Origin of the sequence: Fischerella sp. PCC 9605, from assembly GCF_000517105.1 — a bacterium.
In the GTDB taxonomy this organism is placed as follows: Bacteria; Cyanobacteriota; Cyanobacteriia; order Cyanobacteriales; family Nostocaceae; genus PCC9605.
This window is the reverse complement of record NZ_KI912149.1, coordinates 1,017,946-1,033,051: the sequence shown is the minus strand read 5'-3', so window position 1 is coordinate 1,033,051 and position 15,106 is coordinate 1,017,946. Positions and strand designations below refer to the sequence as shown.

Annotated in this window: 12 protein-coding genes and 1 pseudogene; 4 read left to right on the top strand and 9 right to left on the bottom strand. The window is 42.5% G+C overall.

Going from position 1 to position 15,106, the window contains the following annotated elements; genetic code table 11:
- Positions 1 to 303 precede the first annotated feature (303 nt).
- The 3 genes from FIS9605_RS0119425 to FIS9605_RS46135 all read right to left on the bottom strand — a co-directional run bounded on the left by FIS9605_RS0119425 (position 304) and on the right by FIS9605_RS46135 (position 4,721).
- Positions 304 to 1,671: a UDP-N-acetylmuramoyl-tripeptide--D-alanyl-D-alanine ligase gene (locus FIS9605_RS0119425; RefSeq protein WP_026734084.1), complete on the bottom strand. Its 1,368-nt coding sequence runs from the start codon at positions 1,669 to 1,671 to the stop codon at positions 304 to 306.
- Between the two features lie 207 nt (positions 1,672 to 1,878).
- The gene (locus tag FIS9605_RS42835) at positions 1,879 to 3,969 is read right to left on the bottom strand and encodes a hypothetical protein (protein WP_155960465.1); all 2,091 of its coding nucleotides are present in this window, start codon (positions 3,967 to 3,969) and stop codon (positions 1,879 to 1,881) included.
- A 620-nt stretch (positions 3,970 to 4,589) separates the two neighbouring features.
- Positions 4,590 to 4,721, bottom strand: coding sequence for a hypothetical protein (locus tag FIS9605_RS46135; RefSeq protein ID WP_269321054.1), 132 nt, complete (start codon positions 4,719 to 4,721; stop codon positions 4,590 to 4,592).
- Between the two features lie 145 nt (positions 4,722 to 4,866).
- Between FIS9605_RS46135 and FIS9605_RS44160 the strand changes: the two genes are divergently transcribed.
- Positions 4,867 to 5,049 (top strand): hypothetical protein, encoded by a 183-nt coding sequence (locus tag FIS9605_RS44160; RefSeq protein WP_197036082.1) that lies wholly within the window; start codon positions 4,867 to 4,869, stop codon positions 5,047 to 5,049.
- A gap of 480 nt (positions 5,050 to 5,529) precedes the next feature.
- Positions 5,530 to 6,708 carry a glycosyltransferase gene (locus FIS9605_RS0119405; RefSeq protein ID WP_026734081.1) on the top strand — a complete coding sequence of 393 codons (1,179 nt, stop codon included), beginning with the start codon at positions 5,530 to 5,532 and terminating at the stop codon, positions 6,706 to 6,708.
- A gap of 81 nt (positions 6,709 to 6,789) precedes the next feature.
- On the opposite strand, the gene FIS9605_RS0119400 is transcribed toward FIS9605_RS0119405, so the two are convergent.
- Positions 6,790 to 7,572, bottom strand: a complete 783-nt coding sequence (locus FIS9605_RS0119400) for an HAD family hydrolase (RefSeq protein WP_026734080.1) — start codon at positions 7,570 to 7,572, stop codon at positions 6,790 to 6,792.
- A gap of 161 nt (positions 7,573 to 7,733) precedes the next feature.
- Between FIS9605_RS0119400 and FIS9605_RS0119395 the strand changes: the two genes are divergently transcribed.
- Positions 7,734 to 8,174 (top strand): hypothetical protein, encoded by a 441-nt coding sequence (locus FIS9605_RS0119395; protein WP_026734079.1) that lies wholly within the window; start codon positions 7,734 to 7,736, stop codon positions 8,172 to 8,174.
- 220 nt (positions 8,175 to 8,394) lie between these two features.
- On the opposite strand, the gene FIS9605_RS0119390 is transcribed toward FIS9605_RS0119395, so the two are convergent.
- From FIS9605_RS0119390 to FIS9605_RS0119375, 4 genes are all read right to left on the bottom strand, one after another.
- Complete coding sequence (locus FIS9605_RS0119390) at positions 8,395 to 9,312, bottom strand: ABC transporter permease (RefSeq protein WP_026734078.1); 918 nt, start codon at positions 9,310 to 9,312, stop codon at positions 8,395 to 8,397.
- A gap of 107 nt (positions 9,313 to 9,419) precedes the next feature.
- Positions 9,420 to 10,505: a polyamine ABC transporter substrate-binding protein gene (locus FIS9605_RS0119385; RefSeq protein WP_026734077.1), complete on the bottom strand. Its 1,086-nt coding sequence runs from the start codon at positions 10,503 to 10,505 to the stop codon at positions 9,420 to 9,422.
- A 45-nt stretch (positions 10,506 to 10,550) separates the two neighbouring features.
- Positions 10,551 to 10,925, bottom strand: a complete 375-nt coding sequence (locus FIS9605_RS0119380) for a four helix bundle protein (RefSeq protein WP_026734076.1) — start codon at positions 10,923 to 10,925, stop codon at positions 10,551 to 10,553.
- A gap of 102 nt (positions 10,926 to 11,027) precedes the next feature.
- Positions 11,028 to 12,155: an ABC transporter ATP-binding protein gene (locus tag FIS9605_RS0119375; RefSeq protein ID WP_026734075.1), complete on the bottom strand. Its 1,128-nt coding sequence runs from the start codon at positions 12,153 to 12,155 to the stop codon at positions 11,028 to 11,030.
- A 398-nt stretch (positions 12,156 to 12,553) separates the two neighbouring features.
- On the opposite strand from FIS9605_RS0119375, the gene mrdA reads away from it, so the two are divergent.
- Entirely contained in the window at positions 12,554 to 14,386 is a 1,833-nt protein-coding gene (gene mrdA, locus FIS9605_RS0119370) for a penicillin-binding protein 2 (RefSeq protein ID WP_026734074.1), read from the top strand.
- Between the two features lie 497 nt (positions 14,387 to 14,883).
- On the opposite strand, the pseudogene FIS9605_RS44155 reads toward mrdA, so the two are convergent.
- A pseudogene (locus FIS9605_RS44155) lies at positions 14,884 to 15,106 on the bottom strand (DUF6262 family protein); the annotation flags it as partial.

The window sequence follows — 15,106 nt, the reverse complement described above, 5'->3', positions numbered from 1 at the left end:
AAACTTATTTTATGTACATCAGCGTAAATAAATGTATTGCTCGTGGTGACTGTTAGTGGTTAGTGGTATCCCTATCAAGGTGTAAGTCTTGGAAATGGATTGTTCTTGGTGTCTTAGTGTCTTTGTGGTGAAAAAAGAATTCTGGAAACACCAAGACACAAAGACACAAAGAGGAAAATAGTCTTCTGTGCTAACATTTGGGTTTGTTTTCTACCCACTTTGACAGGGCTAGTGGTTAGTGGTACAAAAGGAACTACCAACTACCAACTACTAACTACTAACAATCGTGATAGTTATGTTTATTTACACCCACTTACTGTTGCTAAATTCGGTACGCAACTGAGTGACAACCCGATCTAATCCTACAGAATGTGCTGCTTTAAATAGGATACGATCGCCAGTTTTGACAAAGGTCTTCAATCTCGCAGCTAAGTCTGCATGAGTTGTAAAACACTCAGAGGGAACACCTTTGGCACTCTCGGCGATCGCTTCGGCATCTTGTCCATCCACTAAAACTAACAATGCATCTAAATTTAATTTCTGCACCGTTTCACCTACTCGTTGATGCAATTGTTGCGATCGCTCTCCTAATTCTTTCATCGCACCCAATACGGCTATGCGTCGCTTTCCTGGAGTTTCTGCCAATAAGTTTAACGCTGCTAGCATAGCTTCTGGTGCAGCATTATAAGTTTCATCTAAGATTACCACGTCATTGGACAACTCAAACCGCTGCGATCGCCCGCCTGGCATATCTACCGCGATACCGGATTGTAGGCACGACCAATCGATGCCCAGTACTTGCGCTACTGCTAAAGCTGCCATGTAGTTAGCGGCGATGTGACGACCAGGCATTGGTAAGGGCAATTGCATATCTGCCACTGCCAATGTTTCGTTATCAATCAACTCACCTTGAATGTCTCCGCCAGTAAAGCCGAAAGTCACTACCTTGCCTTGCCATACTTTTGCTGCCGTTTCGATTAATAAAGGATTGTCATAGTTAAGAATTGCTACGCTATCCTTGGGCATTTCTGCCAATAATTCGCACTTTGCAGAAGCGATCGCGACTTCCGAACCCAGTAACTCTATGTGTGCCGTCCCAACATTGGTAATCACTCCAATTGTGGGATGGGCTATTTGGGTCAGTTCGGCAATTTGTCCCTGACCACGCATCGCCATTTCTACAACGGCGAAATCATGTTCTGCACTCAACTCTAAGAGAGTTTTCGGCACGCCTATTTCGTTATTGAAATTGGCATGAGTTTTGTGGACTCTTCCTTGGGTTGCGAGAACGGCAGCGATGAGTTCTTTGGTAGTAGTTTTACCGACAGAACCTGTCACCCCGATTACTGGGATGTCGAAGCGATCGCGCCACCATCTAGCGATTTTTTGATATGTCTGGAGAGTGTCTTGTACCTGCAATACGGGAAAATGCGGATTTTGGTATTCAAAATCAACAATAGCTGCCAAAGCTCCCTTAGCGATCGCCATTGGCACAAAATCATGTCCATCAAACTTTTCACCACGTAAAGCCAAAAAAACTTCACCGGGTTTGAGACGACGAGTGTCTGTTTGTATACCATTATTCGATTGTGCTAATGCTGTGTCTGATAAATTAACAGGCTGGGCGGCAAGAACATCAATCAGTTGATTTAGGGTGGCAAAACAAGCCATAATTAGAGATTTTTCGGTTTCAGAAATCTTGATTTGTTAAACGCAAAAACTGCGATGACAAAATTCCTTAATCGTATAATTCTTTTACAAACGATATAAAGTATTGAATTTAACATTTTACATATATTCATTCCATCGAGCTAAAATCTCTCCTTTGGTCGTGGGGGGCCGAGTTCCCCCAAACCTATTTTCAGGAGAGTCTAATCCCTACTTGTTGTCGATCCTCATCCACTGGATCTGAGGAGATTCAACTGAAATACCAGGTTCAGTGCGAGGATCTCGAATGATGACCTCGGTTTTCTTGGGTACTTGAATCCTAGTCTTAGGTGGCAAAACTTGACCATTAACGATGCTTTCTCCGCCGAGAGTTGTTCCTTGTGTGGTGTAACCCGTTGCAAGAGATGGGAGGATACCATTTCCTTGTCTGACGACATCCTTAACGAGCATCAACTCGCTGGGAGAAACGTCTCGCGGCTTCCCAACAAAGGGCTGGGACAAGTCACTATCCACTATACCAAGAAGGCGGTTCTGGTAATCAAAGGCATACCCAATTTTCTGTATTGAAGAAAGAGCCATTCCTTTTTCCTGTGCAATCTTTTTCGCTTCGTCCTCCAGATTGAAAGTCTTATCTTTTTCCTCAGCTTGGAGGAGCTTACGAATCTCTTCTAGTGCCTTCATCGGTTCTCGGTCGGCTGCAAGTTGCTGGGCTTGCTTAAAGACCTTGGAAGATATAGGCTTCCGTACAAGAAGGATCTTGGTGGGGACACTGTCTACCTTGACAGCCTCAAAGACTAGTTTTTCCACAACCTGTGTTTTTTCTCCTGTCCAGCGTTCGGACTGGAGTCGAAACGCTTCAGGCTGTGCATTGGGGGGAGTTAATCCTGTCTTGATAATCTCGCTGGCGGATGGGTTAGCCCCAATGAGAGTCACAACGTATTTAGTGACTTTTACTACGTCAGCAGAAGCACTAGCTCGTCTCACTCCACAAGAAGTTCCAAACAAGTCAAAGTTAAAGACTCCCCTTATACCCCATTCCGAGTCTTGGTTAGATCCAACGAGATAGTCTCCAACTAAACCGACTCCAGATGCACAAGATAGAGCGAGAGACAGTCCTCCCGAAATCCTAGCTGCCTGACCCTGTCCCGAGTTTGCGAAAGAGTACAGCCGCTGAGCCGCCTCTGCTTGAGCAAAGACAGAAACTTTGTCCCCGACGGGACGCTGAAGTCCTCCGATGATTCCTAAGTTGCCAAAGGCAGTCTCAGAAACATCTTCTCCCCCTGTGTTTCCGAAACCGAGAATGTTGCTGTAAACCCCGACATAACTATTGTTACGAAGAGACTCGCCAGGCGAGTTAAATATGACTCCAGTGGTCAATCCTCCCACTCCAATTGCACTAGAAGGAGCAGCAGGGTTATACGTAGCCTGCCCAAACAGGAAGATATTTCGGGACAGGCGATGGGTGACAGTGCCTTCAACTCCAGCAGCAGCGAAGGTACCACCTCCAGCAAAAACAGAACCGGAAAAGTCCGTATGTCCCACTCCTACCCTTCTCGCTCCAGTAAATGGTATGGAAATAGGAACGAGGTTTCCAACCTTTTTCTCTTTTTTCTTAGGCTGGGGTTGTGGTTGTAGTTGCGGTTGCTCTTGGGAAGGCGGTTGTCCCTGCGGTTGCCCCTGCGGTTGTCCTTGGGAAGGTGGTTGCTCCTGGGAAGGTGGTTGCCCTTGGGAAGGCGGTTGCTCTTGGGATGGAGGCTGTCCTTGGGAAGGTGGTTGTCCTTGAGAAGGTGGTTGTTCCTGGGAAGGCGGTTGCTCTTGGGATGGAGGCTGTCCTTGGGAAGGCGGTTGTCCCTGGGAAGGTGGTTGTTCCTGGGAAGGCGGTTGCTCTTGGGATGGAGGCTGTCCTTGGGAAGGCGGTTGCTCTTGTGATGGCGGTTGTCCCTGGGAAGGTGGTTGTTCCTGGGAAGGCGGTTGCTCTTGGAATGGAGGCTGTCCTTGGGAAGGTGGTTGTCCTTTGGATGGAGGTTGCTCTTGGGATGGAGGTTGCCCTTTTGATGGGGGTTGCTCGTGGGAAGGCGGTTGTCCTTTGGATGGGGGTTGCCCTTTTGATGGGGGTTGCTCGTGGGAAGGCGGTTGTCCTTTGGATGGGGGTTGCCCTTTTGATGGGGGTTGCTCGTGGGAAGGTGGTTTTGGTTGGGGTTGTGGTTGTGACTCCGGCGGGCACGGTACGTGTGCTAGTGCAGATTGCACCACCAAGACCAGCAGTAATCCAGGTACAGCAAGAGCGGGCTTATAAATCATTCGTTTTCTCCTTAAGCTTTGTAGGTTTCAAAGTTTCCTCGTTCAGAGAGGTTAGGCAGCAGATAAACAAGCATGGGAAGAAATAGCACCAACGCAGAGCGTCGCGTACAATGAAAAACACGAGTTAGGCAATGGTTTCCGTGTTGGTTATACAAATTTTTGGCGTTGCTGAATCAAAGTATGAATCCAAATGTAGAGACGCGAAATTTCGCGTCTCTACAAAGGTTTTGGCAGAACGCTTGTAGGCGCGACAGCTTAAACAGGCATCAGAAAAAGTAGCGAGAGAGCAAAGAAGGGATAGGCTTACTCTCACAAGCAGCAATAAGTGTATTCATCCTTATACTCGATGCATAGCTTGAATAAAAGATCTCTGCAAAGCTGCGAAGCCATACTGTAGCTAGCTTTTGATCGTGCGATTAAATGGCTTACAAAACCAGCCAGCTTATACGTCAAAATTAGTGTTTGAGATATTTACTGGCGATCGCAAGGCACAAATAAGCATTTATTCAAGCTAATCCTAAGTAATCTTGTGGATTTTTATGCTGTAAAAAGCAATGCTCCTATTCGTAATCTCATCAGTTGACAAATTGTCGTAATTGCCTCACCGCATTTACGTGAATTTAAGCTTCTTTTTTGGGCTGCTCGAAATATTCGGATAAAATCTGTTTCTGATTGTGTAGTTTGATTGCCTGTTCTCTAACTACGTCTAAATCCCCGTAATTCAGATCGGTTAAATACTGTGTATTTTGCATATTCTGTAGAATGCACTCAAATCCAAAACTCATCTCTGTTGGTAGAAATACGGTATGAATATTCTTTTACCATATCTTTTACCACATATTATTTATTTTTTAGATACCTTGACAATGTTAAATTATAAGCACTAAGGCTTTTGCAATGACTTTTATTCGAGTCAGCTTGCTTTGCCTGAAGGAAGCGCAGTTATATAGAAAAGCAATGATTGCTTTCTTTTTACCGCGTCGTTGGGCCAAAGACTATAAACACAAGAAGCAAAAGCGGAGTGCTTGGTTCCAGAAGGCAGTTTTGACAGTGCGGTTGCTATGTTCCAAAAAGCATTGAAACTAGATCCGAATTTAAGCTTTGATCCAAAATCAAAAGCTGGGTAGTTTGAAGCTAAAGGCTTAGTTGAAAAGTGGCATTACATCGGTATTATTACTCGAATTTAAATAATTTTGTGTAAAAATAAAAATAGGTATTTACAAAAAAAATATATTCATTACCGTAATGTCAGCATTCGAGTTAGTCTGGCTAGTTTGCTAGGATTTGAAAGCATCAAAGTTACGTATCCCTAAATTTATACTTTGTGGGATATCCTTCATTTTTTATACTTAACCCTTCCTGTTTTGAAGTAAAAAGCTGTAACGCCTTAAATTTGCACAATTGCTTGTGAGGGTCGTCATTAGTCATTGGTCATTAGTCATTAGCTTTTGACAAAGGACAGATGACGATTTTAACGAAAAAAGTGCAATGTGTAAGCGCAACAGCTAAATGGTGTGATTTTATCCGTTGTCTGGAAGTGATAACGACTATAGAAAGAAAATGCTAACCCCTCAAGTCGGAGAAAACATAGGTTTAAGTCAACAACTAACCACACAAGTTGACCATGTCTTCGTATTTTTAGAAATTTTTAGCTGCGAGGGTGGAATTCAATCTTATGTCAAGGATGTGTTTCAAGCTTATCTAGAATCAAGCAAACCGCTACGTGCAGAAGTTTTTATACTCCGAGATACTCCTGGCTGCACCAATCCTTTTGAATCAGACCGTTTCAAGTTTCATTACTTTAAAACTACATCTCCTCTACTAGGACGAGTGAGAATGACAGCAGCGTTATTCACTCATTTGATCCGCCAGCGACCACAGCATGTTTTTTGCGGTCATGTCAAGCTTGCACCCTTGGTAGGGATGTTGTGCCAGTTTCTGGGAATTCCCTATACTGTGATGACTTATGGCAAGGAAGTTTGGGAACCATTACCAAAAGCCATGAAGTCCAGCCTGCAAAAAGCAGCACAAGTTTGGACAATCAGCCGCTACACCCGCGAGGTAGCCTGTACTGTTAATAATCTCAATCCTGTTCAGGTAAAAATATTACCTTGTGCTGTGGATGGCGATCGCTTGACTCCAGGGCAGAAGCCGACTACTTTACTAGAACGCTATGGTTTGCAAGATGCAAAAGTATTGATGACTGTGGCACGACTTTGGTCTGGTGATATTTATAAAGGTGTAGATATCACAATTCAGGCTTTACCACAAATTGCTGAAGTCTTCCCAGAAGTAAAATATCTAGTAATTGGTCGTGGCGATGACCAACCCCGACTAGCCAAGCTAGCGAAAGATTTAGGCGTTAGCGATCGCGTTGTTTTTGCTGGCTTTGTACCTACAGAAGAACTAGTAGAACACTATCGCCTTGCTGATGCTTACATTATGCCTTCCCAAGAAGGGTTTGGCATTGTCTATTTAGAGGCGATGGCTTGTGGTGTACCAGTGCTATCTGGTGATGCCGATGGCTCAGCTGAGCCATTGCTAGATGGTAAACTCGGATGGCGAGTACCACACCGCGATCCAAAAGCTGTGGCAGTAGCTTGTATAGAAATACTCAAAGGAGAAGACCAACGTTGTGATGGCCAGTGGCTGCGAGAAATGGCGATCGCAACTTTCGGTATGGATGCCTTTCAACAGCGCTTGCAACAGGAGTTTTTGTCTTTAAGTAAATTGCTGTGAATAAATGTACTTCTCGTGATGACTGTTAGTGGTTAGTGGTTAGTGGTTAGTGGTTAACAACCAGCTACTAACTACTATCTACTACCACTCTGAAAAATCTTGTGCAAACTGAGAAAGTGATAATAACTGAATGCGTTGGTCATTTTGGGCAGTGACTTTTTCTGATGGAGTATTATAACCCCAGTTTGCAAGGAAAAGTTTTACATCTTTAAGGTCTGTTTGCCGATCTACTAATTGCAATGTTTTTAATCTGTCTTCTACGAACCAAAGTGTTTCTGGTGATATTTTATGTAACTCAATCAGTTCGCGTATAATTTCGTATTTAGGACGCTTAACTTCTTTACCAAAAATTTCTTCTGACCCTAGATTTATTCCTTCTTGTTGCAACAGTTGTTGTACGAAACGTCCTTCTTTTGTAGAAATAATGTATAGTTTAGTTGTACTAGCAGTAATTGCTTTAATTTTATCGATTACACCCGGATAAAATCGATGTAGGCTCAACCATCCGTTTAAATCTGTGGCTATCCATTCATCACGCAAATTGTCAAGTTTTGCGCCTATTTCTTTTGCATTTAAATTGTCTGCTAGCAAAATTTTTTGATTAATGCTGTGCCATTTTTGAAGGATTTCTTCTTCTGCAATTCCCTCTAGCAAAGCTTTGATTAAAACGGGCATTTCCCAGCCTGTTTCAATCACAGGTCTTAGCCGATAAAATTTGGAAGCTAAATCATCTGGTGGTGTCTCGTTAGCTAGTAACCAAACTTGGCAATAAGTACGCCATGATGTCTCAAAATATTCAATAAGACCATCACAAATTACACCATCAAAGTCTAAGGCAAGAATTTTAGGAATAGTTGCTGTCATGGGGTTCTCACTAGTCACTTTCCAGACAAACTCTTAGCGTTTAAGTATTAATCAAATTTTATCCAGATTTTGGCGGAACAAAAGTATATTTATAGTCGTCTATAAACTCGGAATATTAATTATATCTATCGCTCTTGAACAAATCAGGAGCATTATTAAATATGAAACTACCTGCATTATTTAATATTGTCCCTTCAGTCTTAGCCTTGGCGACAATTCTAGTACTCGCCAATGCTAACTTTGTTCGAGCAGAAAATGTAAAAATAGAACCCAATTTCAAACCAGATCCGATAGTCTTGAATGGTGAGTCTGGTGGCTCAAAAACAAGTGACTGCGGCAATATTGCCCTTACACCCAATCAAACTCTTGAAGTTACAGAGTCACTGCCTTACTTACGGCTAGCGGTGGAAGGTAATGGAAAGCCGACACTATTGATTGATGGGCCTGGAGGACGCTTCTGCGTTTTACCAGACAGTTACTCAGGAGGCAAACCAGAAATGTCTGGCTTTTGGCAGAAGGGAAACTACTCACTGTACATCGGGGAGCTATCCCAAGGACAGTATACATACACCCTTTCTATTTCGCAACAAAAAAAGAATTAGTCATTAGTCATTTGTCATTTGTCATTTGTCATTTGTTGATTGTTAGTGGTTACTAGTTAGTGGTTATACCATTTTGGATTTTGGATTTTAGATTTTGGATTGTGAAACATTTATTGAATAAGCGTTTGGGATTTCCATCTGTCGCAATCATTTTTCAAATTGGTATTATTTTCTACTCTCCCTATTCACCTTTACCCTTTACCCCTTTCCCAATTCCTTATTACCGCTTGGGTGTAGCATCCCCAAACTTAATTAAAAGAGCGATCGCGATACTGACTATCAAAATCAACATCATACTTAAAGCTGAACCAAAACCCCAATTTTGGGTAGCACCGAGAAATTGGTTATAAACCAACTGCGCTGCTGTCATGCTGGAAGCACCGCCTAGTAATTTTGGATTGATAAAATCCCCTAAGGCAGTGATGAATACTAAGAAAGAACCAGCTGCTATGCCGGTAAGGGTTTGGGGTATGGTGACTTTCCAAAAAGCTTGTCCGGGATTTGCACCCAAATCAGCTGCTGCTTCTAGCAAACGCTTGTCTAATTTTTCCAGGGCTGCGTATAAAATCAAGACCATGTAAGGCAGTAAGCTGTAACTCATGCCAATTAAGACAGCCGAACTACGGTTAAATAAATCTAAACTAGGCAAACTCAAACTAGTTAAGACTGTATTGAGTAAACCTGTAGGGCGCAAAATTGTAATCCAAGCATAGGAACGAAGTAAAGAAGAAGTCCACAACGGTAACACAAAGCCGATGAGGAGCAAATTTCGCCAACGCCTTGGTGTTATTTGAGCGATCCAATAGGCGACGGGGAAGCCTAAGATTAAACAAATGATTGTAGTACTGACAGCAAAAAAGAGCGATCGCCCAATAACTCGCAGATACAGGGGTTCAAATATCCGGATGTAGTTATCGAAGCCACTGGGAATTACCAAATCCCCGGGCCGAATTCCTGGTACCAGACTTAACTGAAAAATGATTAGCGTTGGCAGCACTAGCAACAGTAACAACCAAATTCCTGCTGGTGCCAACAATGCGAAAGGTTGCAACCAGACGAATTGTGAACGTTGCCGTTTTGGGATTGCGGCAACTTCATTGGTGGAATCGATTGAAGAACGAGGAATTTGAGTAGACACAGTTTGAAATTATGAATTATGAATTATGAAGTAGGGGAAGGGAGAAAGTAGGAGAATAACCACTAACTCTTGACTTTTGACTCTTGACTCTTGACTTGTTTCTACCTTCAAGCACTAGTTAATTCTGTCCAATAGCGATCGTAAACTTCTTCAATTTCTCCTAGAGGAGTAATTCGTTCACAGTTTACTAATATTGACTCTGGAGGAAATAAATTAGTATTATTCTGTATTTTCTTGGGCAATAGCTCAAAAGCAGCCTGATTGGGCGTAGCTATCCATAGGCGTTCGCTCATTTGAACTGCTACTTCTGGTTGAAGGATAAAATTAATCCAAGCATAAGCACCATCTGGATTGGGAGCCGTTTTTGGGATGATGATTGTGTCAGTCCAGAGTGAGGAACCACTTTTAGGAACCACATACTTGAATTTAGGGTTTTCTTGAGTAATTTTGACGGCATCGGATGAATAACACATTGACAATACTAAATCTCCTGCCACAATTTGATTGCGCCAAGCATCAGTATCAAAGGCAGCTATAGCGGGTTTAAGAACCTGCAATTTTTCATAAGCTTGTTTGATTTCATTTTCATTTTTGGAATTGTAGGAATAACCCAGCATCCGCAATACCGCGCCCATCACTTCCCGGACATCATCTAACAAAGTAATCCGCTTATTGAGTTGTTCTTGGTTCTGCCAAAGATAGTCCCAATCTTCCGGCGGTGTTTTGATAATTTCGGAATTATAAATTAAACCTGTTGTCCCCCAGCAAAATGGAATACTGTAGCGATTATTGGGGTCATAAATTGGATTTTGAAAACGGGAAAATAAATTATCTAAACCAATGATTTGCTGATGATTTAGTTCTGTTAATAATCCATTTTCCACCATCTTTTGCACCATATAATCGGATGGGTAAATCACGCTATAAGTTCCACCACTGCCAGCTTGTAACTTATTCAGCATGACTTCATTAGAATCATAAACATCCGTGAGTACTTTGATGCCAGTTTGAGCAGTAAAGGTTTTCAATAATTCTTGGTCTATGTATTGTGTCCAAGTGTAGATATCTAGTTGCTCTCGCGAACCTTTAGTGATGGAAGTGGCACGCACGTCAGCAAGTCTCCAACCACAACTAGCTAAAGATAAGCTAGAAAGTGCTGTGAACCATTGTAAGAATTTGCGTCTGTTTGTCATTGGTCATTAGTTATTGGTCATTAGTCATGGGTCATTGGTCATTTGTTATTCGTGTTCTGATACGTAAACAATTGATTTAAGGTATGAGTTTAGTTTTGGGGCTAGTTGGTTTATAATTGGTTTGAGAGTATCTACTTGTTCAGTTGTTAAAAGGTTGCGGTTATAGGCTCTTCTTAGCCAGTATTGAGTCTCATTTAAAGAACTTATCGCCATTCTGATAAATCGTCGGTTATCTTGATAACTTCCTCTCCCTACACCTTCTGCTATATTCGCACCAATGCTATCGGCTGCACGAATAATCTGTTTACCTATAGTATCTTTGGCTAAGGGTTTCCAAGTATTAACCATTTCCCATATTTCATCAGATAAACTTTCTGATAATTGATAAACCTGTAAATCTTGAAAACGCTTTGTTGCCATTTATCAATCTTGATTGTTTTAATTGTTACTCCTCAATTTTCATTGATATTATTATATTTGTTATTATCCAAGGACCAATGACCAATGACAAATGACAAATAACTATTGACTAATAGCTAAACAATCATTTTCAGTCCACCAAGCGTAGATGGGTGTGTTGGGATCTGGTAAACTGCCGAAAATGTTAGGTTGCATAACTGTAATACGTACGCCTTTTTTCAATTCGACGACATAATTAATATGCGTTCCTAAATACATGATGTTGACTAATCGCCCTTCAAAGCAGTTAGTTTGCACACTAGGTTTATAAAGCGAAAGTTGAATTTTTTCTGGGCGTACGCTTACTACTACTGCTTGTAATAATTCAGCGGGTGTATCAACAAAGCGAGAGACGGTTATTTTTAGTCCTGTGTTTGTTACGATTTGCACGCTGGAAGCGTCTACTTCTGCAATCTCACCCTCGAATAAATTTGTATCGCCGATAAATTCTGCTACAAAGGCTGTCTGGGGGTTTTCGTAGATTTCACTGGGCGTGCCAATTTGCTCAATTTTGCCATGATTCATGACGGCAATGCGATCGCTCAAAGATAGGGCTTCTTCTTGGTCGTGTGTCACCATCACAAAGGTCATGCCTAGTTCTTTGTGTAAGTTGGAGAGTTCTACCTGCATTTCCTTACGGAGTTTTAAATCTAACGCTCCCAAAGGTTCATCCAACAGCAAGACAACCGGACGGTTGACTAATGCCCGCGCTAATGCTACTCGTTGCTGTTGACCGCCCGAGAGTTGACTGGGAAAGCGCGATCGTAAACCTTCCATTTTCACTAGTTGTAAAGCTTCTTTGACTCTGTTTTCTATTTCAGCTTTACGTAATTTTTTTAACCGGAGTCCAAAAGCAATGTTATCCCACACATTCAGGTGGTTAAACAGAGCATAGCTTTGAAATACAGTATTGACTGGTCGGCGATAAGGGGGAACGTTAATCATAGACTGACCCTGGATCAAAACCTTTCCAGCATCAGCTCTTTCAAACCCTGCGATCAAACGTAGCGTAGTTGTCTTGCCGCAGCCAGATGGACCAAGGATACTAAAAAACTCACCCCGCCTAACATCCAAATCTATTCCATGTACTGCTGGCTCTTGGTGAAAAAACTTGAAGACGTTACGCAGTTCAACATCAAAGGACTCAAAGGTCATCGTCTCCCCCTGATTTTGCGTCACACTATGGGCCATAGTCCTTACTTAGAAAACAGTAATTGTACTAGGTATTGGGTATCGGGGATTGGGGATTGGGGATTGGGTATCGGGGATTGGGGATTGGGAATAGGTGAAAATGATGAATGATGAATACTGAATGCTAAAAATTTCATAATTCATAATTCATAATTCATAATTCATAATTTTTATGCCCCTTGCCCTAATCCCCAGCCCCCAGTCCCCAGTTCCCTCATCTGCTTTTGTGAAACAAAATAGTTAACTGGATGAACTAAATATTACATCTAGGTTCATTGTATAGGGCAAAAAAGATTCATAAGGAATATACTTTTTAGATTATTTGATACTAACTCACGGTTAGTTACTGTGAGTAATTGTATACAGGTAAACATAATCTCGGAATCTATATTTGTCTTATGTCTTTATTACAATCATCTCGAATGGGTGCTACAAAAGATACACGAACGGTCGGACGAGGTTATCAGTCCATATTTTTAATTTTATTCACACTAGTGATGTCAGCTGGTATAGAGGCTCGTTTGGCATATCTGCAAATTGTGGAAGGAGCAAAGTTTCGGCAACGAGCAGAATCGAACCGGATTCGCATAATTCCCAAACAGCCAGAGCGAGGTAATATTTTTGACAGTCATGGCAAATTATTAGCCACCACTCGCTATCCTCATTCTGTATACTTATGGCCAATGGCTCACACAAAACCATCTTGGTCTGTGGTAAGTCCGCGTCTGTCGCAAATTCTCAAAATTCCCCTAGAGGATATTGAGCAAAAACTAGAAGAGGCTGGGCCTAGTTCCACTTCTCTGGTGCGGATTGCTCGTGACCTCAATGATGCAGAAATTACTGCATTAAAGGAGTATGAAAGCGAACTCCAGGAAGTAGAAATTCATACGGAAGCTGTACGATATTATCCACATGGAAAGGAAGCATCCCATGTATTAGGATATACTCGTGAGCTGACCTCCCAACAGTTGAAAGAAAAGGAAAAGGACGGTTATCGACTAGGAGATGTCATTGGTCAGATGGGTGTAGAAAAGGCTTATGAGAAAGTGTTGCGGGGTGAATGGGGTGGTCAGCAGGTGGAGGTGGATAGTGCCGGACGCCCGCAAAAGGTTTTGGGAGAGAAACAGGCTAAAGCTGGTAATGATTTACACTTGACTGTAGATTTGGATGTGCAATTAGCAGCCGATAAAGCTTTGGGTAATCGCAGAGGGGCAGTTGTGGCACTTGACCCAAATAACGGTGGTATTTTAGCAATGGTGTCTTACCCTGGCTTTGACCCGAATATTTTCTCTAAGCAAAAATTGAGTCAAAAAGATTGGGAAAGTGTCCAAAGTAAAGACCATCCCTTAGTCAATCGCGCTCTCAGTGCCTTTCCACCTGCCAGTACTTTCAAGATTATCACTACAACCGCTGGACTGGAATCGGGGAAATTTTCTCCTGACTCCATATTACAAACCTACGGTTCCCTCACTGTTGGCGGTGTGACTTTTGGAGAGTGGAATCACGCTGGGTTTGGGCCGTTGGGATTTCCGGGAGCAATGGCGATGAGTAGCGATACCTTTTTCTATCAAGTTGGTAGAAAAGTTGGTGGCCCCACTCTCATCAGATGGACTCGCAAATATGGGTTTGGTCAAAAAACTGGTTTTGAGTTCGCCTCAGAAGAATCCAAAGGTTTGGTTCCAGATCAGACATGGAAACAAAAAGTTTGGAAAATGCCCTGGACAGTAGGCGACACCATCAATATGTCCATTGGTCAAGGTGCGTTGCAAGTCACACCATTGCAGGCCGCGATTATGTTCTCTGTCCCTGCAAATGGAGGCTTCCGCATTAAACCACATGTGCTCAAAGACCACGAAGAAGCAAAAAACTGGCGCTCATCTTTAAATATGAAACCTTCAACGATCGCAGTGCTGCGCGATGGACTGCGGAAGGTAATTACCGAGGGTACAGGAAAGCGTTTGAATGTGCCATCAATTCCCCCAACATCTGGAAAAAGCGGTACAGCAGAAGCTGGTGTTGGTCGTCCCAATCATACTTGGTTTGGTGCTTATGCCCCTAGCAACAAACCAGAAATTGTGGTTGTAGCATTTGGTGAAAACTCTGGAGATCACGGTGGTACTGTTTGCGGGCCGATGGTTTTACAAGTGCTGGAAGCGTATTTTCAGAAGAAATATCCAGGTAAGTTCGCAAAACCCGAGTTTGGTATTCAAACTCAAAGTCCAGGAGGATGACGACCATCACCTGGGTGTGCCATGCTTCGGGTCTTTTTTGCACAAAGTTGACACTCCCTGGGCTGAAGCCACAGGGATTCTTGGTTCAACGAGACCACTTAAACTAGATTCCTTGCGTTACCTAACCCAGAGGTGGGACTCTTCCCAAGCGTTAACTTCCGGTCTGCCCGACCGTAGTTGCATGATTGCAATTCCTGTTTAACTTGAAACGATTGTTTCAAAATTCTGATTCGTCTAGTTCCTATGAATCTTTTACCTACTGCTAGGAAAGAACTAGAACAATGCAGTAGAAGCAACAAGATTCAATTGTCAAGGTTCAGATTGCCGTTAAGCAGTGTAGGGTTTTTAACGTGGTTGATTACCCCTCCACGTTCTTAACTTTATCACATTGCTCACAGAAGGCTAAAGCCAACGCAACGGCGGCTTTCATCCACTATTATGTCGTTTTTAACGTCTACAACGTAGATAAGCAAGTGATTATACGCTGTTGTCATTTTCTACAACGTTTCAAGTGGATACTGAGCTAACATCTCCGAAAAAGGTATCCACTTTTCATCGTTAGTGTAGATCATGATGCCGTCTTTGGTAGTTTGACTAGCTTGAATCAACCTATGCAGCTTGGCTTTTGGATACCATTCGGTGAATAAGTCTAACTCCGATTTAATTTGAATTTTCCCATTGGGTTTCCATCCTTGCTCAATAGCTGTTTTCAGACAACCT

What these genes read in the sequence shown, in the direction of transcription:
- FIS9605_RS0119425 (WP_026734084.1), bottom strand. Translation starts at nt 1,671, where the DNA reads ATGGCTTGTTTTGCCACCCTAAATCAACTGATTGATGTTCTTGCCGCC.
- FIS9605_RS42835 (WP_155960465.1), bottom strand. Translation starts at nt 3,969, where the DNA reads ATGATTTATAAGCCCGCTCTTGCTGTACCTGGATTACTGCTGGTCTTG.
- FIS9605_RS46135 (WP_269321054.1), bottom strand. Translation starts at nt 4,721, where the DNA reads ATGCAAAATACACAGTATTTAACCGATCTGAATTACGGGGATTTAGAC.
- FIS9605_RS44160 (WP_197036082.1), top strand. Translation starts at nt 4,867, where the DNA reads ATGACTTTTATTCGAGTCAGCTTGCTTTGCCTGAAGGAAGCGCAGTTA.
- FIS9605_RS0119405 (WP_026734081.1), top strand. Translation starts at nt 5,530, where the DNA reads ATGCTAACCCCTCAAGTCGGAGAAAACATAGGTTTAAGTCAACAACTA.
- FIS9605_RS0119400 (WP_026734080.1), bottom strand. Translation starts at nt 7,572, where the DNA reads ATGACAGCAACTATTCCTAAAATTCTTGCCTTAGACTTTGATGGTGTA.
- FIS9605_RS0119395 (WP_026734079.1), top strand. Translation starts at nt 7,734, where the DNA reads ATGAAACTACCTGCATTATTTAATATTGTCCCTTCAGTCTTAGCCTTG.
- FIS9605_RS0119385 (WP_026734077.1), bottom strand. Translation starts at nt 10,505, where the DNA reads ATGACAAACAGACGCAAATTCTTACAATGGTTCACAGCACTTTCTAGC.
- FIS9605_RS0119380 (WP_026734076.1), bottom strand. Translation starts at nt 10,925, where the DNA reads ATGGCAACAAAGCGTTTTCAAGATTTACAGGTTTATCAATTATCAGAA.
- FIS9605_RS0119375 (WP_026734075.1), bottom strand. Translation starts at nt 12,155, where the DNA reads ATGGCCCATAGTGTGACGCAAAATCAGGGGGAGACGATGACCTTTGAG.
- mrdA (WP_026734074.1), top strand. Translation starts at nt 12,554, where the DNA reads ATGTCTTTATTACAATCATCTCGAATGGGTGCTACAAAAGATACACGA.